At 72.2% G+C, this 21,708-nt stretch carries 24 protein-coding genes and 1 pseudogene; 10 read left to right on the forward strand and 15 right to left on the reverse strand.

Translation table 11 applies throughout. The features are described from left to right. The first annotated feature begins 20 nt into the window (after window positions 1-20). Window positions 21-407, forward strand: a complete 387-nt coding sequence (locus tag OHS18_RS48160) for a DoxX family protein (protein ID WP_328457543.1) — start codon at window positions 21-23, stop codon at window positions 405-407. Window positions 408-409: 2 nt separating this feature from the next. Here the strand turns inward: OHS18_RS48160 and OHS18_RS48165 are convergent, their stop codons facing one another. Beyond that, window positions 410-898 (reverse strand): beta-class carbonic anhydrase, encoded by a 489-nt coding sequence (locus OHS18_RS48165; RefSeq protein WP_328457541.1) that lies wholly within the window; start codon window positions 896-898, stop codon window positions 410-412. 358 nt (window positions 899-1,256) lie between these two features. Here OHS18_RS48165 and OHS18_RS48170 point away from each other — a divergent pair, with 358 nt between their 5' ends. Next, entirely contained in the window at window positions 1,257-2,159 is a 903-nt protein-coding gene (locus tag OHS18_RS48170) for a carbohydrate-binding protein (protein ID WP_328615355.1), read from the forward strand. Between the two features lie 2 nt (window positions 2,160-2,161). Here OHS18_RS48170 and OHS18_RS48175 read toward each other — a convergent pair whose 3' ends face one another. The 4 genes from OHS18_RS48175 to OHS18_RS48190 all read right to left on the reverse strand — a co-directional run bounded on the left by OHS18_RS48175 (window position 2,162) and on the right by OHS18_RS48190 (window position 5,955). After that, window positions 2,162-3,127: a LysR family transcriptional regulator gene (locus tag OHS18_RS48175; RefSeq protein ID WP_328615356.1), complete on the reverse strand. Its 966-nt coding sequence runs from the start codon at window positions 3,125-3,127 to the stop codon at window positions 2,162-2,164. A gap of 86 nt (window positions 3,128-3,213) precedes the next feature. Further along, window positions 3,214-3,675 (reverse strand): SRPBCC family protein, encoded by a 462-nt coding sequence (locus OHS18_RS48180; protein ID WP_328457535.1) that lies wholly within the window; start codon window positions 3,673-3,675, stop codon window positions 3,214-3,216. 44 nt (window positions 3,676-3,719) lie between these two features. Next, window positions 3,720-5,447 (reverse strand): MOSC and FAD-binding oxidoreductase domain-containing protein, encoded by a 1,728-nt coding sequence (locus OHS18_RS48185; RefSeq protein WP_328615357.1) that lies wholly within the window; start codon window positions 5,445-5,447, stop codon window positions 3,720-3,722. Between the two features lie 4 nt (window positions 5,448-5,451). Then, window positions 5,452-5,955, reverse strand: coding sequence for a CGNR zinc finger domain-containing protein (locus OHS18_RS48190; protein ID WP_328457531.1), 504 nt, complete (start codon window positions 5,953-5,955; stop codon window positions 5,452-5,454). 102 nt (window positions 5,956-6,057) lie between these two features. On the opposite strand from OHS18_RS48190, the gene OHS18_RS48195 reads away from it, so the two are divergent. The 3 genes from OHS18_RS48195 (at window position 6,058) to OHS18_RS48205 (ending at window position 8,471) form a co-directional block, all read left to right on the forward strand. Beyond that, window positions 6,058-6,945 carry a DUF427 domain-containing protein gene (locus OHS18_RS48195; protein WP_328615358.1) on the forward strand — a complete coding sequence of 296 codons (888 nt, stop codon included), beginning with the start codon at window positions 6,058-6,060 and terminating at the stop codon, window positions 6,943-6,945. Window positions 6,946-7,265: 320 nt separating this feature from the next. Then, a complete protein-coding gene (locus OHS18_RS48200; RefSeq protein WP_328615359.1) occupies window positions 7,266-7,982 on the forward strand; it encodes an SDR family oxidoreductase in 717 nt (238 codons plus the stop codon). A 42-nt stretch (window positions 7,983-8,024) separates the two neighbouring features. Then, entirely contained in the window at window positions 8,025-8,471 is a 447-nt protein-coding gene (locus OHS18_RS48205; RefSeq protein WP_328615360.1) for a VOC family protein, read from the forward strand. On the opposite strand, the gene OHS18_RS48210 is transcribed toward OHS18_RS48205, so the two are convergent. The 5 genes and pseudogenes from OHS18_RS48210 to OHS18_RS48230 all read right to left on the reverse strand — a co-directional run bounded on the left by OHS18_RS48210 (window position 8,440) and on the right by OHS18_RS48230 (window position 12,939). Next, a complete protein-coding gene (locus OHS18_RS48210; RefSeq protein ID WP_328618701.1) occupies window positions 8,440-8,742 on the reverse strand; it encodes a siderophore-interacting protein in 303 nt (100 codons plus the stop codon). The two genes, OHS18_RS48205 and OHS18_RS48210, sit on opposite strands and share 32 nt — an antisense overlap. 96 nt (window positions 8,743-8,838) lie before the next feature. Next, a pseudogene (locus OHS18_RS48215) lies at window positions 8,839-9,159 on the reverse strand (siderophore-interacting protein); the annotation flags it as partial. A 30-nt stretch (window positions 9,160-9,189) separates the two neighbouring features. Continuing rightward, entirely contained in the window at window positions 9,190-10,335 is a 1,146-nt protein-coding gene (locus OHS18_RS48220) for an iron-containing alcohol dehydrogenase family protein (protein WP_328615361.1), read from the reverse strand. A 1-nt stretch (window position 10,336) separates the two neighbouring features. Continuing rightward, the gene (locus OHS18_RS48225; protein WP_328615362.1) at window positions 10,337-11,842 is read right to left on the reverse strand and encodes an aldehyde dehydrogenase family protein; all 1,506 of its coding nucleotides are present in this window, start codon (window positions 11,840-11,842) and stop codon (window positions 10,337-10,339) included. Further along, the gene (locus OHS18_RS48230; RefSeq protein ID WP_328615363.1) at window positions 11,830-12,939 is read right to left on the reverse strand and encodes a mandelate racemase/muconate lactonizing enzyme family protein; all 1,110 of its coding nucleotides are present in this window, start codon (window positions 12,937-12,939) and stop codon (window positions 11,830-11,832) included. Before OHS18_RS48230 ends, OHS18_RS48225 begins: the two co-directional genes overlap by 13 nt. 94 nt (window positions 12,940-13,033) lie before the next feature. Between OHS18_RS48230 and OHS18_RS48235 the strand changes: the two genes are divergently transcribed. Next, window positions 13,034-13,852, forward strand: a complete 819-nt coding sequence (locus tag OHS18_RS48235) for an IclR family transcriptional regulator (RefSeq protein ID WP_328615364.1) — start codon at window positions 13,034-13,036, stop codon at window positions 13,850-13,852. A gap of 90 nt (window positions 13,853-13,942) precedes the next feature. Here the strand turns inward: OHS18_RS48235 and OHS18_RS48240 are convergent, their stop codons facing one another. Then, window positions 13,943-14,077: a hypothetical protein gene (locus OHS18_RS48240; RefSeq protein ID WP_328457515.1), complete on the reverse strand. Its 135-nt coding sequence runs from the start codon at window positions 14,075-14,077 to the stop codon at window positions 13,943-13,945. Further along, window positions 14,077-14,412 (reverse strand): hypothetical protein, encoded by a 336-nt coding sequence (locus OHS18_RS48245; RefSeq protein WP_328457513.1) that lies wholly within the window; start codon window positions 14,410-14,412, stop codon window positions 14,077-14,079. Before OHS18_RS48245 ends, OHS18_RS48240 begins: the two co-directional genes overlap by 1 nt. Before the next feature lie 123 nt (window positions 14,413-14,535). Here OHS18_RS48245 and OHS18_RS48250 point away from each other — a divergent pair, with 123 nt between their 5' ends. The 3 genes from OHS18_RS48250 (at window position 14,536) to katG (ending at window position 17,770) form a co-directional block, all read left to right on the forward strand. After that, window positions 14,536-15,015, forward strand: a complete 480-nt coding sequence (locus OHS18_RS48250; RefSeq protein ID WP_328615365.1) for a pyridoxamine 5'-phosphate oxidase family protein — start codon at window positions 14,536-14,538, stop codon at window positions 15,013-15,015. 75 nt (window positions 15,016-15,090) lie between these two features. Next, entirely contained in the window at window positions 15,091-15,513 is a 423-nt protein-coding gene (locus tag OHS18_RS48255) for a Fur family transcriptional regulator (protein ID WP_328457509.1), read from the forward strand. Window positions 15,514-15,541: 28 nt separating this feature from the next. After that, window positions 15,542-17,770 carry a catalase/peroxidase HPI gene (gene katG / locus OHS18_RS48260; RefSeq protein ID WP_328615366.1) on the forward strand — a complete coding sequence of 743 codons (2,229 nt, stop codon included), beginning with the start codon at window positions 15,542-15,544 and terminating at the stop codon, window positions 17,768-17,770. A 40-nt stretch (window positions 17,771-17,810) separates the two neighbouring features. On the opposite strand, the gene OHS18_RS48265 is transcribed toward katG, so the two are convergent. Further along, window positions 17,811-18,710 carry a TIGR03620 family F420-dependent LLM class oxidoreductase gene (locus tag OHS18_RS48265; protein ID WP_328615367.1) on the reverse strand — a complete coding sequence of 300 codons (900 nt, stop codon included), beginning with the start codon at window positions 18,708-18,710 and terminating at the stop codon, window positions 17,811-17,813. Between the two features lie 102 nt (window positions 18,711-18,812). Here OHS18_RS48265 and OHS18_RS48270 point away from each other — a divergent pair, with 102 nt between their 5' ends. Further along, window positions 18,813-19,685, forward strand: coding sequence for a LysR family transcriptional regulator (locus tag OHS18_RS48270; RefSeq protein ID WP_328615368.1), 873 nt, complete (start codon window positions 18,813-18,815; stop codon window positions 19,683-19,685). Here the strand turns inward: OHS18_RS48270 and OHS18_RS48275 are convergent. Continuing rightward, window positions 19,675-20,319 (reverse strand): TetR/AcrR family transcriptional regulator, encoded by a 645-nt coding sequence (locus OHS18_RS48275; protein ID WP_328457501.1) that lies wholly within the window; start codon window positions 20,317-20,319, stop codon window positions 19,675-19,677. The two genes, OHS18_RS48270 and OHS18_RS48275, sit on opposite strands and share 11 nt — an antisense overlap. A 50-nt stretch (window positions 20,320-20,369) precedes the next feature. Next, a complete protein-coding gene (locus OHS18_RS48280; RefSeq protein ID WP_328615369.1) occupies window positions 20,370-21,677 on the reverse strand; it encodes a lipase family protein in 1,308 nt (435 codons plus the stop codon). Window positions 21,678-21,708: the final 31 nt, after the last annotated feature.

Raw genomic sequence — 21,708 nt, forward strand, 5'->3', positions numbered from 1 at the left:
CGAGACCCCAGGAGAACCCCGTGAACCTCGCACTGTGGATCGTCGCCGCACTGCTCGCCCTCGTCGCATTGACCGGTGGGGTCAGCAAAACCTTCGTGCCGAAGGAAAAACTGGCCGGGATCCCCGGCGGGCAGTGGACCGGGGACTTCGGTGCCGGCTTCGTCAAGACCCTCGGAGTCCTCGAACTCCTGGCCGCGATCGGCCTGGTGCTGCCCGCCCTGGTCGGCGTCGCGCCGGTGCTCGTGCCGATCACCGCCGCCTGCTGGGTGCTGCTGATGATCGGGGCGATGATCACCCACCTCCGCCACGAGGGTGCCGGCAGGTTCGTGGCGCTGAACCTGACCTACCTCGCGCTCGCGGCGTTCCTCGCGTGGGGCCGCTTCGGTCCGGCGTCGTTCCCCGCCTGAGGTCAGACGACCTCGTCGAGCTTCCCGGTCGCGACGTCGAAGACGAACCCGCGCACCGAGTCCTTCTTGGGGACGTACGGGCTGTTCTTGATCCGCGCGATCGACTGGCGGACATCGGTGTCGAGGTCGGTGAAGGATTCGGCGGCCCAGGCGGGCTTGACGCCGACGTCCTCCTGGATCGACTTCTTGAAGTCGTCGTCGGTGAAGGTCAGCATGCCGCAGTCGGTGTGGTGGATGAGGATGATCTCCTCGGTGCCGAGCAGCCGCTGGCTGATGGCGAGCGACCGGATCTCGTCCTCGGTGACGACCCCGCCGGCGTTGCGGATGACGTGGGCTTCGCCTTCTTCGAGGCCGAGGACACCGTAGACGTTGATGCGGGCGTCCATGCAGGCCAGGACGGCGACGTGCTTGGCGGGCGGCAGCGGCAGCGGCCCGGAGAACTGCGCGGCGTACTCGGCGTTGTTGGCCAAAAGCTCGTCGGTGACCGACATGGTGGTCCTTCCGCGGTAGGTGTGGTTGGGCCGAGTGGACCCCTCGGATGCACCCATCCGCAACCGTGCCCATGACCTGGGACCGGACTCGCCCGAACGGGTGCCGCACCCATCCACCCGGTCCGCCGCGCCGAACGCGCGGGTCCGTCCACTAGGGACAGACCCTGCGCCGAACGGCGGCATAACGCCTTCCCGTCGCGATTCCTATGACCCCCGCGACCTGCGGTGACCCGGTCCGACCCGCCGAAAGTCGCTGCCGCGCAGGGGAAATCCCCGCCTACCCTCCGGTGGCCGCGGACGGCGTCCTCCCCGCCCCCCACCGTCCGTGCGTTTCCTTCGCCCCCGAGGAGATGCCGAAATGCGGAACCTGTTCACCGTCTTCTGCGCCGCCGTGGTCGCGGCGCTCGCCGTGGCCGTGCCGGCCGCCGCCCCGGTTCCGGCCGCTGTGCCGATTTCCGCGCCGGGCGGGACCGTGCCCGGTCTGACCAGCGCCGCCGCCACGGCCGCCGCCGGGCCCTCGGCCGACCGGTTCCTCGAGATCCGCCGGGAGCAGGCGGGCCGCGCGGCGCCCCGGGCCGCCGCGCAGAAGCACACCTTCTGGGGCCCGGAACCCCAGCTGGCCACCAGCGCCGACGGCCTGGTCGTGACCCAGAGCGTCACGCCGAACCTGCGGATCTCCAACTCCTCGGACGTCGTCTACGCGCCGACCGTGAAGCCCACCGGCCACTCGTGCGTCGAGGTGGTCACCGCCTACGGGCTCGGCCAGGCCGCGCAGGTCTGGGCGTGGGACTGGTGCCGGTCGGTGTCACCGGCCAAGGTCGTGCCGATCGACAGCGCGTTCCTCGCGAACTACACCAGCACCGTCGACGGGCACCCGGCCTACACCGTGCAGGAGGTCCGGACGAACACCACGGCCAACAGCTGGACCGCGTCGCTCCGCAACGTGAAGACCGGCGCGTGGGACACGCTGTTCACCCAGAGCGGCGGCGACCAGAGCGGGCTCGACGAGGGCTGGGACATCTTCGAGCTCTACTCGACGCGCAACCCCGCGACCGGCAACGCCTACTACTGCGCGGACGCGCGGGGAGCGGTGTTCGAGTCGAGCTCGCTGCGGCTGCGGGTCGCCGGGCAGTGGGTGGCGGCGTCGGCGACGAACTCGCCGCTGCGGCCCACCTCGAACCCGCGGCCCGCCGACTACGACTGCTCGACCCTGCGGTTCGAGGTCCCGTCCCCGAACAGCACCTGGCGCGTCACCGTCTGAGCTCAGCCGGCCGGCAGCAGCTCGCGGCCGCGCTCGCGCCACCAGTGGTCGAACGCGGCACTGCAGCCCTGCCGGCCGGCGTAGGCGCGGACGACCGCGTCGTGGATCTCGCCGATCCGCGCCGCCACCGGCGTGCCCGGCCGGTAGCAGAGCCGCAGCTCCTGCCACAGCGGCGCGCCTTCGATGGCCCGCACGACGATGGTCGCCGGGAGCTCCTCACGCGTCGCGAGCGCCGGCGCGACAGCCATGCCGGCCCGGACGAGGTCCAGCAGCGTCGCCAGGCACTGCGGCCGGTGCGGCTGGTCGAGCGCGACCCCGTACCGGCGGCACACCCGTTGCAGGTAGGCCGACCACCGCGTGGTGCCCGGCGGGTCGTCCGCCCACGGGTGCTCGGCGAGCGCGGCGAACGGCACGGTCCGGGCCCGCGCCAGGGGATGGTCGTGCGCGAGGATCACGAACACCGGCTCGCGCGGGTGCACGACGACACTTTCGACGCCGTCCGGCACGACCGCGTCGGGCAGCGGCGGCAGGTAGACCAGCGCCAGGTCGAGCGTGCCCGCGGCGATCCGCGCCGGCGCGACGGCCTCGTCCTGGTCCTCCTGCACGCTCACCCCGTGGCACCACGGCTGGTCCCGCAGCCACCGCGAAACGGCCAGGTGCAGGAAGCCGCAGTACCCGCCGACGCGCAGCGGCCCGGCCGGCGCCCGCTGTTCGCCGAGCCGTTCGGTCAGCGCGGAGACCCCGGCGAGCACGGTGCGCGCCTCGGCGACGACGTCCGCGCCCAGCGGAGTCGGGACACAACCGGTGGGGGAGCGGACGAACAGCAGGCCGCCGACCGACCGTTCGACCCGGCGCAGCAGGCCGGACAGCGCGGGCTGCGAAACCCGCAGCACCCGGGCGGCCCGGGTGACACTGCGTGTTTCGGCGACGGCCACGAGCGCGCGCAGGTGACGCAGTTCCAGCTCCACGGCCCCTCCGGTGGTCGGGGTGCCTTCACTTTAGTCCGCGTGATCACCTCGGGCACCCGACCTGAGTCGGGCGCTGCTCCAGGGCGTCATTCCACCGTGCGGGCCAGGATGCCGAGGGTGGCGCGCAACGCCGTCTCGGGGATGATCGGGAAGTCGATCTTGTCCCGGTACCGCTGTTCGATCCGGCTCCAGTCGTAGTACGACGTCACGAGCGTGCCGGTGCCGTCCGCCTCGAGCCGGTAGCCGTAGAGGTGCCGGATCGGCGGCTGGATGGTGCCGGAGATCGTCCACTCCAGCCGGCTGTCCTGCTCGTACTCCGTGATGACCACCGTGACGTCGTACTTGCCCATCGGCACGTCGTTGAGGGCTTCGCGGTCCATGTGGACGACGAACTCGTCACCGGTCCCGCGCACCGGTTCGCCGTCCGCGGACTGCAGCATCCCGGAGCTGTCGATGGCGACGTGCCCCTGGGGATCGGTCAGCAGGGCGAACACCTTTTCCGGCGGCGCCTCGACCTTGCGGGTCACTTCGAACCGTTCTGACGTCATGGTCCCGAGACTGCCACGGCTCTCGCGAGTGCGCCGTCCGGGCGTCACAGGTCCAGCACCAGGTCCGACCGCGGCCGGGCGCAGCACACGAGGGTCGTGCCCGGCGGCGGATCCTCCAGGGGGCCGGGCTCGTACCCGACCTCGCCCGAGAGCACCGGTGTCACGCACGTCTGGCAGACGCCGGACCGGCAGGACCAGCGGGTCGGGACGTCGCACGCCTCGGCGAACTCCAGGACGTTCGGGTAGTCCTCGCTCCACGGCACGCTCAGCCCGCTGCGGGCGAAGGTGACCTGGGGACCGGTGCCCGGCGGAGTGGCCGGCGGGTGGGGTGTCGCGTGGACGGCGCCGACGATCCCGGGGTTGATCGCCGGCAGGGCGCCGAACAGTTCACTGTGGACCCGGCCGGGTGCCAGCCCGAGCCCGACGAGCGCTTCCCGCGTCGCGGTCATGAATCCGCCGGGACCGCAAACGTATGCGGTCGCGTCGACCGGCAGGTCCAAAGTGGACAAAGTGGCCCGGTCGAGGCGGCCGCGCCGGGTGTCCGGCGTGCCGGGCGGCGGGGTGTCCGCCGTGTAGCGGACGTACTCGCGGGCGTGGGGGAGACCGGCCAGCAGCTTGCGCGCTTCGCCGGCGAAGGCGTGTTCGGCGGCCGAATGCGTGGTGTGCAGCCAGCGGATGTCGCGGGTGCTGCCGGCCGCCGCCAGCGCGTGCAGCATCGCCAGGACCGGCGTGACACCGATGCCCGCGGAGATCAGCAGCACCGGGGAGTCGTCGTCGGCCAGGACGAAGTCGCCGCGGGGCGCGGCGACCGGCAGGATCGCGCCGGCGGCCAGCCGGGTGTGCAGGAACCCGCTCACCGCGCCGGGGGTCTCCCGCTTCACGCTGATCCGGTACTCGGAATCCGACGGCATCGCCGAGAGCGAGTAGCTGCGGACCGGCGCCGGGTCGCCGGCCCCGGGGACGCGGAGCGTGAGGAACTGGCCGGGCGCGGGCCGGGGGAGCGGCGAGCCGTCCGGGGTGGTGAGGTGGATCGACGTGACGGTCGTGCTCTCCGGCACGACGCGGGAGACGCGCAGGTCACGGAACCCGGTCCAGGCCACGGCTTCGGGCTCTTGTTCGGCTTTGTGCTCGTCTTCGGCGAGCAGGTCGCGGAACGACCCCAGCCAGCCGGGGCTGAGCGCCGGGATGTCGACGGCCTTGCGGAGATCGGCGGGGTCGCGGCCGGGCAGGTAGAGCAGCGCGTCGACGGCGGCGACGCTCATCTCGTGGCGCCCGGTCCGGGTGCGGACGATCTCGTCACCCGCCCGGACCCGGCCTTCGCGAATCACCCGGAGGTAGAAGCCGGGCCGGTGGTGCGCGACCAGCAGCGCCGGGATCCGCGGCTCGCCGAGGCGCATGCCCACCCGGAAGCACGTGACGCGCGGCTGGGTGACCTCGAACTCGGCCTCCCCGATCCGGTAGCGGTCACCGATGTGCACCTCGTCGTCGGGCAGGCCGTCGACGGTGAAGTTCTCGCCGAACTGGCCGTATTCGAGGTCGTCACGGCCCAGTTCGCCGCGCCAGAACTCGTAGGACTGGCGCTGGTAGACGAGCACCGCGCGGTTCTCGCCGCCGTGGCCGCCCAGATCGCCCTGCCCGTCACCGTCGATGTTGAGCCGGCGGACCATCACCGGGCCGTCGACGGGGTACTTGAAGATTCCGGTGTGGACGGTCCGGCCCTGCCAGGGCACGTCCTTCGGCTTCCCGACGTTGAGCGACAGCAGTCTGGGCACGGTTTCACTCCGCGGATTCGGCGCGCGAGCGCTGGTAGTGCCGCCGGGCTTTCATGCGGTTGCCGCAGACCGCCATCGAGCACCAGCGCGCGCTGTTGGGTTTGCTGTGGTCGATCAGGAACAGCCGGCACTCCGGGTTGGCGCACGGGCGCAGCCGGTTCCCGCCGGCCTTCGTGAGGTCGGCCCAGGCGAGCACGGCCCGGGACGCGGCGGAGTGGCCGGGCGCGGGGTCGAGTTCCCACTGGATCTCGTCGTCCGCGAAGTGCGCCCGGTAGCTCAGGTCTTCGATGAACGGCGCGGCCGTCGCCGCGGGGGCCTCGCCGCGCACGATCCGCTGCAGCACGGCCCGCGCCTCGCGCAGCGCGCGCAGCTCCTCTTCCGACGCCGGCTGGCCGTGGGCGGCGAGCCAGCTGCGGCCGAGTGCCTCGTCGGCCAGGTCGTCCTCGGGTGCGCCGTTGCGCACGGGGGTGCTGTTCAGCAGGTCGAGCAGCAGCTTCTCGAAGCTCATCGGTCTAACCTCCCAACTCGTCCTTGACAGGTTACACCGTGGCGTGGTTTCGTGTCTAACCAGTAAAGATGATCGAAAGGGTTAGTTGGAAAGGGGCAGGTCATGGGACTGGCATGGCAGCAAGGACCGCTCTCGGAGCGGGCGGTGGGGCACTTCCTGGTGGCGCAGCCGCTACCGGAGCGCATGGCGTTCGCCGAGCCGCTCCGCCGCCGGATGCGCGTCCGCTTCGGCGGGCAGTGGGTGGCCGACAGCGAGGACGTCGTGCTCCTGCACGAGCCGAACCGCTACCCGGTGGCGTACTTCCCGCGCGAAGACGTCGCCGAAGGCGTGCTCGGCACCGAGACCCGCACGACGACCCACCGCGACCTCGGCCCGGCCGCGTGGTTCACCGTGCGGGCGGGCGAGCGGGAGGCGCCGCGGGCGGCCTGGCAGTACACCGGGCTCCCGGACCACGCCGGCGTCCTGCGCGATCGCGTCGCCTTCGCCTGGCGGGCGATGGACGCGTTCTACGAAGAGGACGAGCGGATCCTCGGGCACGCGGCCGACCCGTACCACCGCGTCGACATCCGGCAGACGTCCCGGCACCTGGTGGTGCGTGACGGAGACCGCGTCATCGCCGACACCCGGCGCCCGGTCGTGCTCTACGAGTCCGGCTTCGCACCCCGCTGGTACGTGCCGCGCGAAGACATCGACCAGACGACGTTGACGCCGGTCGAGGGCCGGACTTTCTGCCCCTACAAGGGGTTGGCCGGCTACTTCGACATCGGCTCCCGCAAGCGCGCCGCCTGGTCGTACCCCGAGGCGTGGCCCGAGGTGGCGCGCGTGTCCGGGTTCGTCTCGTTCGAACCGGACCTCGTCGACGTCTGGCTGGACGACCGCAAGCTGGCCCTCGAACCGGGCCAGACGGTGACCCCCCACGGCGTCGACCGCGGCTTGGATCCGGACGAGCTGCGGTCGCGCGCCGCAGGCGTTCCTGCTGGAACGCAGTGACCATGTCCATCACTGCGGCGGGCTTCTTCTCTGACCTCGACGACTGCGGGTCGACCTCGGGTCGAGCCGGAGCATGACCCGGCACGGCGTCGACCGCGGCTTGGATCCGGACGAGCGGCCAGGCGCGCGCTGCAGGCGTTCCTGCTGGAGCGCAGTGACCATGTCCACCACTGCGGCACCGGATTCGCTTCGGACCTCAACGACCGCAAACCGGCCCTTGAACCGGGCCAGGCGGTGACACCGCGCGGCGTCGACCGCGGCCCGGATCCGGACGAGCTGCGGTCCTGCGCCGCGGTCGTCCGCACCTGAACGGAGTGACCATGTCCACCACCTTGAAAGACCGCCGCGTGCTCGTCGTCGGCCGCGGCAGCGGGATCGCCCGCGCTGTCACCCTTGCCCTCCGGGAGGCGGGCGCGGCGGTCGTCGTCGCCGGTCGTGATCCGGAAGCCCTCGCTGCGGCCTACGACGACCCGGGCGTCACGGCCGAGCGAGCCGACCTCACCGACGAAGCCGGCGTCGCCGCGCTGGCCGGGCGGCTCGGCCGGGTCGACCACGTCGTGTCGACGGCTTCGGCCCGCGCCCGCGGCGCGGTCGGCGACCTCGACCACGACACCGTGCTGAAGTCGTTCGAGGTCAAGGTGCTCGGCCCGATCCTGCTGGCCAAGCACATCGCCCCACGCATGCCCGAGGACGGCTCGTTCGTCTTCTTCTCGGGCTCGTCCGCCCGCAAGCCCGCCGCCGGCATGCTCGCGGTGGGCGCGACCAACGCGGCCGTCGACGTCGTGACCCGCGGCCTCGCCGTCGAGCTGGCGCCGATCCGCGTCACCGCGGTCTCGCCGGGCACGATCGACACCGGCGCCTACGACGGCCTCGGCGCGGAGAAGAAGGCCGAGCTGTTCGCCACCCGCACGGCCACGAACCCCGCGCGGCGCATCGGCCGCCCCGAGGACATCGCCGACGCGGTCGTCTTCGCGCTCACCAGCACCTTCCTGACCGGCGTCACACTCGGCGTCGACGGCGGCGAACCCCTTGTCTGAACGGAGAAAACCCATGTCCACCCCGACACAGGACGGCACCTGATGGACTACCGCATCGAGGTCGTGACCCTGCCCGTCGCCGACGTCGACCGGGCGGCCCGGTTCTACACCGAGCAAGCCGGCTTCACGCCGGACGTCGACTACCGGCCGCACGACGGGTTCCGCGTCGTGCAGCTGACCCCGCCCGGTTCGGCGTGCTCGATCCAGTTCGGCACCGGCCTGACCGACGCGGCCCCCGGTTCGGCCCGCGCCGGTTACCTGGTGGTGGCCGACATCGAAGCCGCGCACCGCGAACTGGCCGGCCGCGGTGTCCGCGTCGGCGAGGTCCGGCACAAGAAATCCGTGGACTGGCAAGGGGATTTCGCGCCCGGAGCCGACCCGGAGCGGCGTGACTACGCGAGCTTCCTGGACTTCGCCGACCCGGACGGCAACACCTGGGTCGTCCAGGAACGCGGGTTCAGCGGGCCTTCCAGTAACCGCAGAACATGACGTCGTTCTTGGGGATCCCGGCCCGCACCCAATGCCGGCGCAGCGCGACGGCCATGGCCGACTCCCCGACCACCCAGCCGTGCACCGGACCCGCCGGCACAGGCACGTCCTGGGCGGCGGCCAGCACCGCCCGCCCGGGGACGCCCCCACGGCCGCGCGGCAGCCAGGTGACCTCGATCCCGGGAGGCGCGTCGAGAGGCTGCTGATCCTCGGCGTCGGGGAGTTCGATCAGGGCGTGCCCGGTCGCGTCGCGGGGGAGTGAGGCCAGCACTCCCGCGATCGCCGGCAGGCCGGTCTCGTCCGCGACGAGCAGGAGGTGCTCGCGGCCGGGGGCCGGGTTGAAGCCGATGCCCTCGTCGAGGATCGCGACCGCGTCACCCCGCGTGCAGGTCCGCGCCCAGGTCGCGGCGGGGCCGGCGGTGCCGTCTTCGGCGGAACCGTGCAGGACGAAGTCGACGTCGAGCTCCGGCCCGTCGGGGCCGTCGGGCCGGTACGCGCGGACCGAGTAGTTCCGCAGCACCGGCCGGCTCGTCCTGGCGATGGTCAGGAACTTGGCGTACGCCAAGGCGTTGAGCTTGTTCGGCAGCCTGTCGAGCGACCCTTCGGCCACCGGGATGAACAGCCGGAACCACTGGTCGAACCCCATCGGCGTGAACGACTCCACGTCGTCCTGCCCGATCGTCACCCGCGCGAAGTGCGGCTGCCCTTTCTTGAGACTTTAGTACACCGACCGCAGCAGTTCCACGGTCTCCGCCGCCGAGGGCTGCCGCGGGGCGTTCCTGGTCACCGCGTCGGCCAGTGCTCCCTCGGCGATCGCCGGGATCAGGTCCGCGGTGACGCCGAGGTCGCGCAGCGGACGCTTGATCCCGAGCGCGCCCGACACCTCGCGGACCGCCGCGATCGACGCCTCCGCCCAGTCCGGTTCGGGTGTCACCCGCAGCGCGCGGCCCACCGCTTCGTACGCGGCCTGGGCGGACGGCGCGCTGAAGGCCATCACCTCTTCGAGCACGGCGGCCAGCGCGACGCCGTGGGGGGTGCCCGTGTGGGCCGTCAGCGCGTGGCCGAGGCCGTGGACCAGCCCGAGGCCCGAGAGTGTCAGCGCGTGGCCCGCCAAGTGGGCGCCGAGCATCAGCTGCGAGCGTGCCTCCAGGTCGCCGCCGTCACGATGGGCGATCGGCAGCCAGCGGCCGACCAGCGTGACCGCCTGGGCCGCGTAGGCCGCGGACACCGGGCTCGACCCACGCGAGGCGAGCGACTCGATGCCGTGCACGAGCGCGTCCAGGCCGGTGGCCGCGGTCACGGCCGGCGGCAGGCCGACGGTCAGCTCCGGGTCCAGCACCGCGATCCGCGGTTTCACCGACGGATGTCCGATGTAGACCTTCCGGCGGGCGCGAAGGTCTTCCGTGACGCCGAAACCGTTGGTCTCGGCGCCGGTGCCCGACGTCGTCGGCACGGCGATCAAGGGCGGCCCGGCTTCCGCGTCCCACAGCCGATCCGCGTCCGCGGCCGCCGCGCCGGGGTTGCCGGCGAGCAGCGAGATGCCCTTGGCCGCGTCCAGCGCCGAACCGCCACCGAGGGCGACCACGGCGACGGCGGCGGTGTCGCCGAACTCGCGCAGCCGCGCGGCACCGCGGTCGAGCTCGGCCGTCGACGGGTTCGGGCCGACGTCTTCGTGGACGGCGTGGTCGAGCCCGGCCGCGGCCAGGATCTTCTCGACGCGCCCGACGATCCCGGTGGCGCGCAGGCCGCGGTCGGTGACCACGAACGCGCGTGTGCGGGCCAAGGTGTCGACGTAGGCGGGCAGGTCGGCGACCACACCCGGGCCGAATTCGGTCCGGCCGGTCGGTTCGATGCTGAGTCGCACGCTAATCCTCCGGGAGCGCGAGCCAGGTGGTTTTGAGGGCGGTGTAGGCGTCGAGGGCGTGCAACGACTTGTCGCGACCGGCGCCGGTCGCCTTGAAGCCGCCGAACGGGGTGATCACGTCGCTGGCGTCGAAGGTGTTGATCCACACCGTCCCGGCGCGCAGCTGCCGCGCGACGCGGTGGGCGGTCGTGACGTCGCGGGTCCAGACCGACGCGACCAGCCCGAAGTCGCTGTCGTTGGCCAGCCGGACGCCTTCGCCGACATCGCCGTCGTAGGTGAGCACCGACAGCACCGGTCCGAAGACCTCCTCGCGGGCGATGGTCATCCCGGGCCGCACGCCGTCCACGATGGTCGGTGCGAGGTACGTCCCGCCGGTCTCGGTGAGCACCCGGTCGCCGCCGTGGGTGATCGTCGCGCCGTCGGCCCGGGCGCCGTCGAGGTAACCCAGGACGCGGTCCAGCTGGACGTCGTCGACGAGCGGGCCGAGCACGGTCGCCGGGTCCAGCGGGTCGCCGATCCGGAACGTCGAGTCCGTGATCGAGACGATCTCGGCCAGCAGTTCGTCCTTCAGCGCCGCGGGCACGACCAGGCGCGAACCCGCGTTGCAGGTCTGCCCGGCGTTGTAGAAGATGCCCCACGCGACCGCCGAAGCCGCTGCCGCCAAGTCGGCGCCGGGCAGCACCAGCTGCGGGGACTTGCCGCCCGCCTCGACGGCGACCTGCTTGCCGTTGGACTCCCCGGCGTAGACCTGGAACAACCGCGCGACCTCGGCCGAGCCGGTGAACGCGATCTTGTCGACGTCGTGGTGGCGCCCCAATGCCTGGCCGACGACCTCGCCGCGGCCCGGGACGACGTTGAGCACGCCGTCCGGCAGCCCGGCCTCGCTCGCCAGCCGGGCCAGCAGCAGCGTGGCCAGCGACGTCTGCTCTGCGGGCTTGACGACGACGGAGTTGCCGGTGGCCAGCGCCGGGCCCAGCTTCCAGGACGTGATGAGCAGGGCGTAGTTCCACGGGACGACGACGCCGATCACGCCGAGCGGCTCCCGGGTGATCCACGCCAGCGCGTCGCCGGGGGTCGGCGCGACCTCGTCGTAGGTCTTGTCGATCGTCTCGGCGTACCACGCGATCGTCTCGGCGGCCTTGGTGACGTCGACCCGCCGCGCCTCGCCGACCGGCTTGCCCATCTCGAGGGAGTCGAGCAGCGCCAGCTCGTCCGCGTTGTCCACGATGGACTCGGCCCAGCGCAGGAGAATGCGTTTGCGCTCGCGCGGCGCGAGGTCACGCCACCGGCCGTCCTCGAAGGACGCCCGCGCCGCGTGGACCGCCCGGTCGACGTCTTCGGCGCCGCCGGCCGGGATCCGCGTCAGCTCCCGGCCGTCCCGCGGGGACGTGCTCGCGAACGTCGTGTCCGAAGTGGACTCGACGGGCCGGCCGCCGACGAACGGCCGGGTCTCGAAGGTCAGCTTGTCCGCCAGGGACTGCCAGTCCTGGTGCGTCAGATCCGCCACCGGGCCACCGCCTCCTCGTCCAGTTCGATGCCGAGCCCCGGCCGGGCCGGGACATCGAGGGTGCCTTCGGGGGTGATCATGAGCGGCTCCGCCAGCATGAAGTCGCGCCGCTGCGGCGTCCAGCCGGGCGGGTCCCACGGGAACTCGAAGAACGGCCCGCCGCCGACCCCGGCCGCCACGTGCAGGTTGGCCAGCACGCCGATGCCGTTGGTCCAGCTGTGCGGGGTGAAGGCCCGGTGCTTGAGCTGGGCCACTTCGGCGAGCGTGCGCGCCCGGTGCATGCCGACCGCGAGCACGACGTCCATCTGGTATACGTCGAGGACATCGTGTTCCAGGTAGCGCAGCAGTTCGGGCACCGAGTGGTGCATCTCGCCGGCCGCGATCCGGACGCCGGGGTTCTCCGCGCGCAGCGTCCGGAAGCCGTCGACGTCCTCGTAGGGGAGCGGCTCCTCGACCCAGAAGACGTCCAGCTCGGCCAGCCGCCGCACGATCCCGCGGGTCTTGGCGAGATCCGACGCGGTGGCCGTGTCCCCGGCCATCCGCCAGGACTGGTTGAGGTCGACCATGATCGCGAAGTCGGGCCCGAGCGCGTCGCGCACCGCGGTGACGGCGGCGATCCCGTCGGCGACGTGGTCGCGGTCGATGCGGATCTTCATGGCCTGGAACCCGGCTTCGCGCGCCCGCAGCGCCGTCTCGACCCGCTCGGCGGGCGGCTTGAGCTCGGCCGACGACGCGTACGCCGGGACCGCCTTGGCCGCGTTGCCGAACAGGGTCGAAACGGGGAGCCCGGCGACTTTGCCGATGATGTCCCACAGCGCGGCTTCCAGCGGCCAGAAGCGGCCGCCGTGGAAGCCGGCCGTCTCGATGGCCTTCACGTGCCGCACGATGTCGAGCGGGTCTTCGCCGAGGAACAGGTCCTCGACCGCGTCGAACCCGGCCATCGTGTCGCCGGACCCGATGCCGGTGACGCCTTCGTCGGTGTGGACGCGCACGATCGTCGCGTCGAAGTGGCGCCGCGGCCGCGGGTCCCACGCCGCGCGCAGCGGCGGGTCGAGGTCGAGCCGCAGCCGGTCCAGGACGATGTCGGTGATCTTCATCGGGTTCGACGTTAGGAGCGCCCGGAACCGGCGGCAAGGGCCGGCGATACATCGCAACGCGCGTTGCGCTCAGGCCAACTGTTAACGTCCGGAGATGACGCTCCCGGACGACGCGGCCCGGCCTTCGGGCCACGGTCTGCGCCGTGACCTGGACCTGCTGGAGGCCCTCGCCTCACCCGAAGCGCAGCGGGCCGGCGGGCTCGGCGTCGTCCGGCTGGCGCAGCTGACCGGCCGGGAGAAGAGCCAGGTCTCGCGGGCGCTCAAGGCGCTCGCCGAAGAGGGCGTCGTCGAGCGCGACCCGGACACCCTCGGCTACCGGCTGGGCTGGCGGCTGTTCTCCCTGGTCGCCCGCACGGCCGAGGATCGGCTGGTGCGTGCCGCCGAACCGGTGATGCACGCGCTGTCGGCGGACCTCGAGGAGACCAGCCACCTGTGCGTCCTGCGCGAGCAGGAGGTGCTGACGCTGCTCTCGGTGTCCGGCCATTCGTTCCGCGCCCACGACTGGGAGGGTCGCGGGGTTCCCGCGTACTGCACGTCGGCGGGGCGGGTCCTGCTGCTCGACGCGAGCCCGGACGAGCTGTACGTCCGGTTCCCCGCTTTCGACGCCGACGACCCGCGCTCGGAGGTCGCCACGCTGCCGCAGCTGTGGGCGAAGATCCAGGAGTGCCGCCGCGACGGCTTCGCCCGCGTGCACGAGGAGTTCGAGGAGGGTCTGGTCGGCGTGTCGGCCCCGGTCCGCGACTTCCGCGGCCGGGTGGTGGCGGCGCTGAACATCTCCGCCCCCGCGGCCAGGCTGGCGGACCGGCTCGACGCGGCCGGATCGAGGACGGCGGAGGCCGCGGCGCAGGTTTCGGAGCACCTCGGTTTCCCGGCGGCGACAAAACCGCAGCCGCCGCGCACACGGCTCACCTGAGCCTGGCCGGCGCGTGATCGGCCCGGCCGAGGGCGCGAAGCACGAAACCCACGTCCACAGTGGACGTGGGTGATCGGCGGATCGGCGCCCTCAGTCCTTCGCGGGCGGGGCCAGCTGCTCGAGGTGCTCGGTGATCTCCGCCAGGAGGCCCGTCGCGGCTTCGCCCAAGGCGGCCAGCTCGGCGAGCGTCGATCCGGTGCCCGGCGTGTCGGTGGTCGTGGACATCAGGTCTCCTGGATGACGTCGTGGTGGGCGCCGATCGCGGCGGCGAACGCGGTGTGCACCCGCAGGTACTCGTCGAGGGGGACCGTCGTGCCCGCCCACTCGTTCCAGCGGATGTGGGCCTGGGCGGCGCTCAGCTTCGCGGCCTCGGCCACGTTCGCCGGGTCGGCGCCGGCGAGGATGGCGCGGTGCATGATCGGCGGCGTCGTGCGCCGGGCCAGTTCGGCCAGGGCGGCGAGCCTCGCGAGCTCGACGGAGGGATCGCCCCCGTCCGGCCGGCGCTGCTGGAGTGGGACCCGGCGGGCGTTTTCGCGGCCACCGGTCAGGACGCTGGTCATCGAACAACTCCTGGGAGAAGTGAACCAACCCGGACCCCGGTCGGTTACCCGGCGAGAAGACCGATAAACGCCGTCGCTCGTGATCTCGGTCTCACCGATCGGGCAATGCGGTTGGATGCCCCGATGACCGACAGCGACCTCACGGCCCACGCGCGGGACCTGATCGAGGCGAACCGCTACCTGACCCTCGGCACGACCGGCCCGGACGGCGCGCCCTGGCTTTCCCCGGTCTACTTCGCCCCCGCGGGCGACCGGGAGTTCGTTTGGGTCTCGGCCGCCGACGCCCGCCACTCCCGCAACCTCGCCGGACGCCCGCGGGTGAGCGCGGTCGTCTTCGACTCGACGGTGGCGCCGTACCACGGCCGCGCGGTGTACGCGGCGGGCGAAGCGCGGGAGCTCGCCGGCGACGACCTCGAACGCGCCTTGGCGAGCTACCCCCGCGGCGACGGTGCCGCGGGTGTGAGCCTCGACGACGTCACGGCGCCGTCGCCGTACCGGCTGTACGCCTTCACGGCGTCGGAGATGTGGGTGCTCTGCCCCCGCGAGGCCGGGCACCCGTGCCCGCGGCACGGCCGGTCCGACGACCACCGGGCCGAGCTGTAGCGGTCAAGACCCGGATGGGTGGCTTCGGCGGACTCAATCTTGATTCATTCAAGATTATCGGGCAGACTCGCCGCCGTGCCCACGACTTCGGAGTTCGAGCGGATGCTGCGCGGGGTGTCCCTGCGCGTCACGCGTCCACGGCTGGCGGTGCTGACCGCGGTGCACGTCCACCCGCACGCCGACACCGACTCGATCATCGGTGTCGTGCGCGGCGACCTCGGCGAAGTGTCCCACCAGGCCGTCTACGACGTCCTGCGGGCGCTGACCGGCGCGGGGCTGCTCCGGCGCATCCAGCCACCGGGTTCGGTGGCGCGCTACGAAGCCCGGGTCGGGGACAACCACCACCACGTCGTGTGCCGGTCCTGCGGAGCCATCGCCGACGTCGACTGCGCCGTCGGCGACGCGCCCTGCCTGACCGCCTCCGACGCCCACGGGTTCGTCATCGACGAGGCCGAGGTCGTCTACCGGGGCCTGTGCCCCGACTGCTCGAGTTCCTGAACACTGTTCGATTCCCGGAAGGATTCCTGTGTCTGACAGTCCTGACGCCGTTGTCGGCGAGATGAACGAGGAGAACGCGGGCGGCTGCCCGGTCTCGGCCGGGCGTCGCAACCACCCGACCGAAGGCGCGGGGAACCGCGACTGGTGGCCGAACCAGCTCAACCTGAAGATCCTGCGCAAGCACCCCGCCGTGGCCAACCCCCTGGGTGAGGACTTCGACTACGCCGCCGCGTTCAAGACCGTCGACCTGGACGCGCTCGCCGCGGACGTCGACGCGGTGCTGACCACGTCGAAGGAGTGGTGGCCCGCCGACTTCGGGCACTACGGGCCGTTCATGATCCGCATGGCGTGGCACAGCGCCGGTACCTACCGCATCGACGACGGCCGCGGGGGAGCGGGCGCCGGCATGCAGCGCTTCGCGCCGCTGAACAGCTGGCCGGACAACGGGAACCTCGACAAGGCCCGCCGCCTGCTGTGGCCGGTCAAGAAGAAGTACGGTCAGAAGATCTCGTGGGCCGACCTGATGATCTTCACGGGCAACCGCGCCCTGGAGACCATGGGCTTCAAGACCTTCGGCTTCGCCGGCGGCCGCGCCGACGTGTGGGAGCCGGACGAGGACGTGTACTGGGGCCCGGAGCGCACCTGGCTGGGCGACGAGCGCTACACCGGTGACCGCGACCTCGAGAACCCGCTCGCCGCGGTCCAGATGGGCCTCATCTACGTCAACCCCGAAGGCCCGAACGGCAACCCGGACCCGCTGGCCTCGGCCCGCGACATCCGCGAGACGTTCGGCCGGATGGCGATGAACGACGAGGAGACCGTCGCCCTCATCGCCGGTGGCCACACCTTCGGCAAGACCCACGGCGCGGCCGACCCCGACGAGCACGTCGGCCCGGAGCCCGAGGGCGCCGGCCTCGAGGAGCAGGGCCTCGGCTGGAACAACACCTTCGGTTCCGGCAAGGGCCGCGACGCCATCACCAGCGGTCTCGAGGTCACCTGGACCTCGACGCCGACGCAGTGGAGCAACCAGTTCTTCGACAACCTGTTCGGCTACGAGTGGGAGCTGTCGAAGAGCCCGGCCGGCGCCCACCAGTGGGTGGCCAAGGACGCCGAGGACACCATCCCCGGCCCGGAGGCCGGTGACCCGGCCCGCAAGCCGACGATGCTGACGACCGACCTGGCGCTGCGCGTCGACCCGGTCTATGAGCAGATCTCCAAGCGCTTCCACGAGAACCCGGACCAGTTCGCGGACGCCTTCGCCCGCGCCTGGTACAAGCTCACCCACCGCGACATGGGCCCGATCCAGCGTTACCTCGGCCCGCTGGTGCCGCAGGAAGCCCTGATCTGGCAGGACCGCGTCCCCGCCGTCGACCACGAGCTGGTCTCCGACGCGGACGTGGCCGACCTCAAGGCCAAGCTGCTCGACTCGGGCCTGACCGTCGCCCAGCTCGTCTCGACCGCGTGGGCGTCGGCCTCGACGTTCCGCGCCAGCGACAAGCGCGGCGGCGCGAACGGCGCCCGGATCCGCCTCGAGCCGCAGCGCGGGTGGGAGGTCAACGAGCCCGACCAGCTCGCGCAGGTGCTGCGCACGCTGGAGGGCGTCCAGGAGTCCTTCGCCGCCGGTGGCAAGAAGATCTCGCTGGCCGACCTGATCGTGCTCGGTGGCGCGGCCGCCGTCGAGAAGGCCGCCAAGGACGCGGGCGTCGACATCACGGTGCCGTTCACCCCGGGCCGCACCGACGCGACGCAGGAGCAGACCGACGCGGAGTCCTTCGCGCCGCTCGAGCCGACGATCGACGGGTTCCGCAACTACCGCGGCAAGGGCCACCGCCTGCCGTCGGAGTTCCTGCTGATCGACCGCGCGAACCTGCTGAACCTGAGCGCGCCGGAGCTGACCGTCCTCATCGGCGGCCTGCGCGTGCTGGGGGCGAACCACAAGCAGACGTCGCTGGGTGTGCTGACCTCGACGCCGGGTGCCCTGACGAACGACTTCTTCGCGAACCTCCTCGACATGGAGACCGAGTGGAAGTCCACAGCGCCCGACTCGGAGGACCAGGAGACCTTCGAGGGCCGCGACCGCGCCACCGGCGAGGTCAAGTGGACCGGCTCCCGCGCCGACCTGGTGTTCGGCTCCAACTCGGAGCTGCGCGCGCTGGCCGAGGTCTACGCGAGCGACGACGCCAAGGAGAAGTTCGTCCAGGACTTCGTGGCCGCGTGGCACAAGGTCATGAACGCCGACCGGTACGACCTGGTCTGAGCTGACCGATAGGCAGGCTCCGCGCCCGCGTCCGGCGCCCTCACCCCAGGGTGCCGAACGCGGGCGCGAGTCGTTCCAGCGCCGCGACGTCGGCGAGGAAGTCGTCGGTCGTCGGGGGCATCAGCAGGACGTGGTCCGCGCCCGCCGCCAGGTGCTCCCGCGCCTTCGCCGCGATCGCGTCCGGGCCGCCGTGGGCGACCACCGCATCTGCGAGAGCGTCCTGATCCGACACGTCGAAACCCAGGCGCTCCATGGCTTTCCCGTACCACGGCAGGCCCAGGCTGTTGGCCACCTTCTCCCTCGCCGCCACCCGAGCCTGCGCGGGGTCGGACTCGGTGACCACCGTCAGGCCGACCACCAGCAGCTTGTCCGCGCCCAGCGTCTTGCGGGCTTCGGTCGTGTACGCCGGGGGCAGGTTCGCGGGGTAGGCGCCGTCGGCGAGTTCCCCGGCCAGCGCCAGCATCTTCGGTCCGTTCGCGCCGAGGATCCGCGGGTAGGCCACCTCCGGCGCGGGCGGCCACGTCTCCGCCGTCATCCGCTCCAGGTAGTCGCGCAGCGTCTTCACCGGGCTGCCGTACTCACGCCCGGCCCCGGCGGCCTGCGGCGCGTGGCCGACGCCGATGCCGAGCACGAGCCGGCCCGGGTACGCGTCGGCGAGCTGCGCCGCGGCCGCGTGCAGCGTCTGCGGCTCGCGGGCCCAGATGTTCGCGATGCCGGTGCCGAACGTCAGCCGTTCCGTCGCGGCCAGCAGCACCGAGAGCTGAACCAGGGCGTCCTTGCCGCCGACGACCTCGTTGGTCCAGGCGGTGCGGTACCCGGCGCGCTCCAGCCGTCGCGCGCCTTCGCGCTGGTCGTCGGCGGACGGGGAACGGGTGAACGAGATCGGCAGGTAGACGCCGAGCGGCCCGAGCGCGGTGCGAGCCGTGGTGAGGTGGTCCATGTCCTCCACCGTGGGCCCCCACGCGCGCCGCGTCCAACGGACGTTTCGCATCGCGTGTCGCGATCTGCGCATCACCGCTGCTCACGGCGATACACTGAGGCCGTGGACGACCTCGATCTCCGGTTGGTGCGCAGCTTCACCGTCGTCGCCGAGCACCGGCACTTCGGCCGCGCCGCCGCCGAACTGCACCTCACGCAGTCTTCGCTGAGCCGCCAGATCATCCGGCTGGAACGGCAGGTCGGCGCGCGGCTGCTCGACCGCACCCCGCAAGGTACCCGGCTGACCGAGGCCGGCGAGGCGTTCCTCCCGCTCGCCGCCGGCGTCCTGCGGTCGGCGGTGAGTGCGACGGCCCACGCCCGCGCGGTCGCCCGGCCCAGCCGGATCACCGTCGGCTACACCGGGAACCTGATCATCACCCCGGCGGTCCGCGAACTGCGCCACCGCCACCCGGACGCCGAAGTCCTGGCGCTGTACCTGAAGTGGGACGACGCGCGGGCGGCGTTGCTCGACCACCGGGTGGACGCGGCGATCGTCCGGCTGCCGTTGCCGAGCGGCGGGCTGCACGTGACCGTCCTGCGCGACGAGCCGCGCGTGCTGCTGGTCCCGAGCGACCACCGCTTGGCGGGCAAGGAATCCGTGACGCTCGACGACATCGCCGACGAGCCGCTGCCCCGCGCGTCCGACCCCGAGTGGGACGCGTTCTGGCGCGTCGACCCGCGTCCCGACGGCCGACCGGCGCCGGACGGGCCGTTCATCAACGCCATCGAGGACAAGATCGAGCTGGTCGCGAGCGGTCAGGCGGTGGCGATCGTCCCGGCCGGGTCCGCCACCCCCACCGGCCTGCGCCCGGACCTGACCACCGTCCCGCTGGAGGACGTCGAGCCCAGCCACGTGGCGCTGGCAACCAGGGAAGGGGATCGCGGCCGGCTGGTGACGGCGTTCCGCAAGTGTGCGGAGGCGTGCCTCAGCGGGTGAGGCTCCGGTGCCCGGACATCCCGAGCAGCCACGTGTAGCGGATGGCTTCCCGGGCCTGGTCGTACGCGTCTTCGGTGGCCTTCCAGATGGCCTGGGTGATGAGCTCGATCGTGGCCGCGACGACGGCCCGCGCGGTGAACGGCGGCGGCACCGGCAGCGCGGGATCGGTGCTGCGCAGCCAGAGGACGGTCCGGTCGAACACGGCTTCGCCCGCGCGCAGGACCTCTTCGCGGGCTTCGAGACCGGCGTCGCCGAGGGCGAAGATCTCGAGCAGGACGGCGCGGACGGCCGTCGGGCGGCGGTGCACGTAGTCGACGAGGAAGTCCCCGCACGCGGCGACGGCGTCGAGCGGGGTCGGGGCCGCGGCGGCCACGGCCACACCCCGGTCGATGAAGTCGTTGCTGAGCACGCGATACGCGGCCAGGAAGGCGTCCTGCTTGTCGGTGAACTGCTCGTAGAACGAGGTTCGCGAGACGCCCGCGGTCGCCGTGATGTGCCCGACGGTGGTGCCGAGGTAGCCGCGGGTGCCGACGTTCTCCAGCACCGCGTCGATCAGCCGGGCGCGCTGGGTGCCGGCCACTTCGTCACGGCTGAGGCTGTGCGGGCCCTTCGGCAGCTTCCGGTGCGCTGTCACGTGCAGACCGTACTGTGCCCGGCCAGGAGGCCCGGCCGGGCACAGCGGTGTCAGGAAGCGGGAACTTCCGGAGCGAGCGAGTTGCCCGCCGGGATGTGCCCGCAGCTGGACGGCGCGGCCTTCCCGGCGAACCGGTCGTTCAGCCAGCCGATCGCGTCGGGCGCCCAGCGCACCGCGCCGCCGACGTGGCTGAGCAGGTCGTACTGCGCGTACTTGATCGAGCTGTTGCCGCCGGCGCAGTACTGCCGGGCCAGCGCCCGCACGTCGCCGGCGACCATCACGCCGTCACCGGTCCCGATCCCCGGCGGGTTGCCGAAGGTGCCTTCCAGCAGCCCGTTGTTCCCCTGCGCGATGAAGCCGGGGACCGACGGCGTCGGCGCCGAGCCGATGTTCACCTTGTTGACGGCGTCGACGAACGGGAGCACCGAGTTCGGGTCCGAGTACTGCGGCTTGACGAGCTTTTGCCACGTCAGCCCCGGGTAGCGGCCCAGCGCGTCGATGATCGACGCCTGTTCCACCTCCTGGAGGACCTTCAGGCCGTAGCTGCTCGCGTAGGGCTTGAGATCGATGTCGTAGGCGCGGGCGACCCCGACGAGCGCCATCGGGATGACACCGGACCACACGGGGCTGCCGGCGACGTACTTCAGGTTGTGCGATGGCGCGACGAGCACCCCGCCTTCGGTGAAGCCCACCAGGTTCTTGTCGACGTCGGGCGCGTAGCTCGGCGCGAGCGCGGCCGCCCACCCGGTCGCGATGGCGCCGCCCGAGTAGCCGATGAGGCCGAACTTGGTGGTGCCGGTCAGGCCCGTCTCGGCCGCCTTCGTCGCGGCGCGGATCGAGTCGAGGGTGTTGGTGCCGTACTCCGGCCCCGCGGCGAAGTTCGCGTCCTGCCCCTCCGTGTCGGGGATGACGATGTTGTAGCCGAGGAGCAGGGCGGGCGTGACGAGCAGGGACTCCCCGTTGGGCAGCAGCCCGCCGAGGGTGACGTCGCCGGCGATCGCCCGCGACGGGCTGTCCGCCGGGTTGAGCGAGTCGTAGGCGGACTGGTACGAAATGGCTTTTTTGTTGTCCCCGTTGGGACTGCGCACCACGGACGTGACGTTGGCGGCGGGCTTCCCCTGCGCGTCGGTGGTCCGGTAGAGCAGCTGGATCGCCGTGAGCGGCGTCGGGATGCCGACGATGTGGTAGCTCAGCGTCCGGGTCTTGAGCACGGTTCCCGGGTCGAACGACGACAGCGGTTCGCTGCCGCTGTAGGTGTAGAAGGAATCGGCCGCCGGTGCCGCGGTGGCCGCCGGCGCGGCGGCGACGGTCAGCGTGAGGGCCGCGGCGACGGCCAGCAAGCGGGCAGGCTTGATCATGACTCCCCTTTGAATCATGAAGTGGATCACA

Origin of the sequence: Amycolatopsis sp. NBC_00355 (assembly GCF_036104975.1) — a bacterium.
In the GTDB taxonomy this organism is placed as follows: Bacteria; Actinomycetota; Actinomycetes; order Mycobacteriales; family Pseudonocardiaceae; genus Amycolatopsis.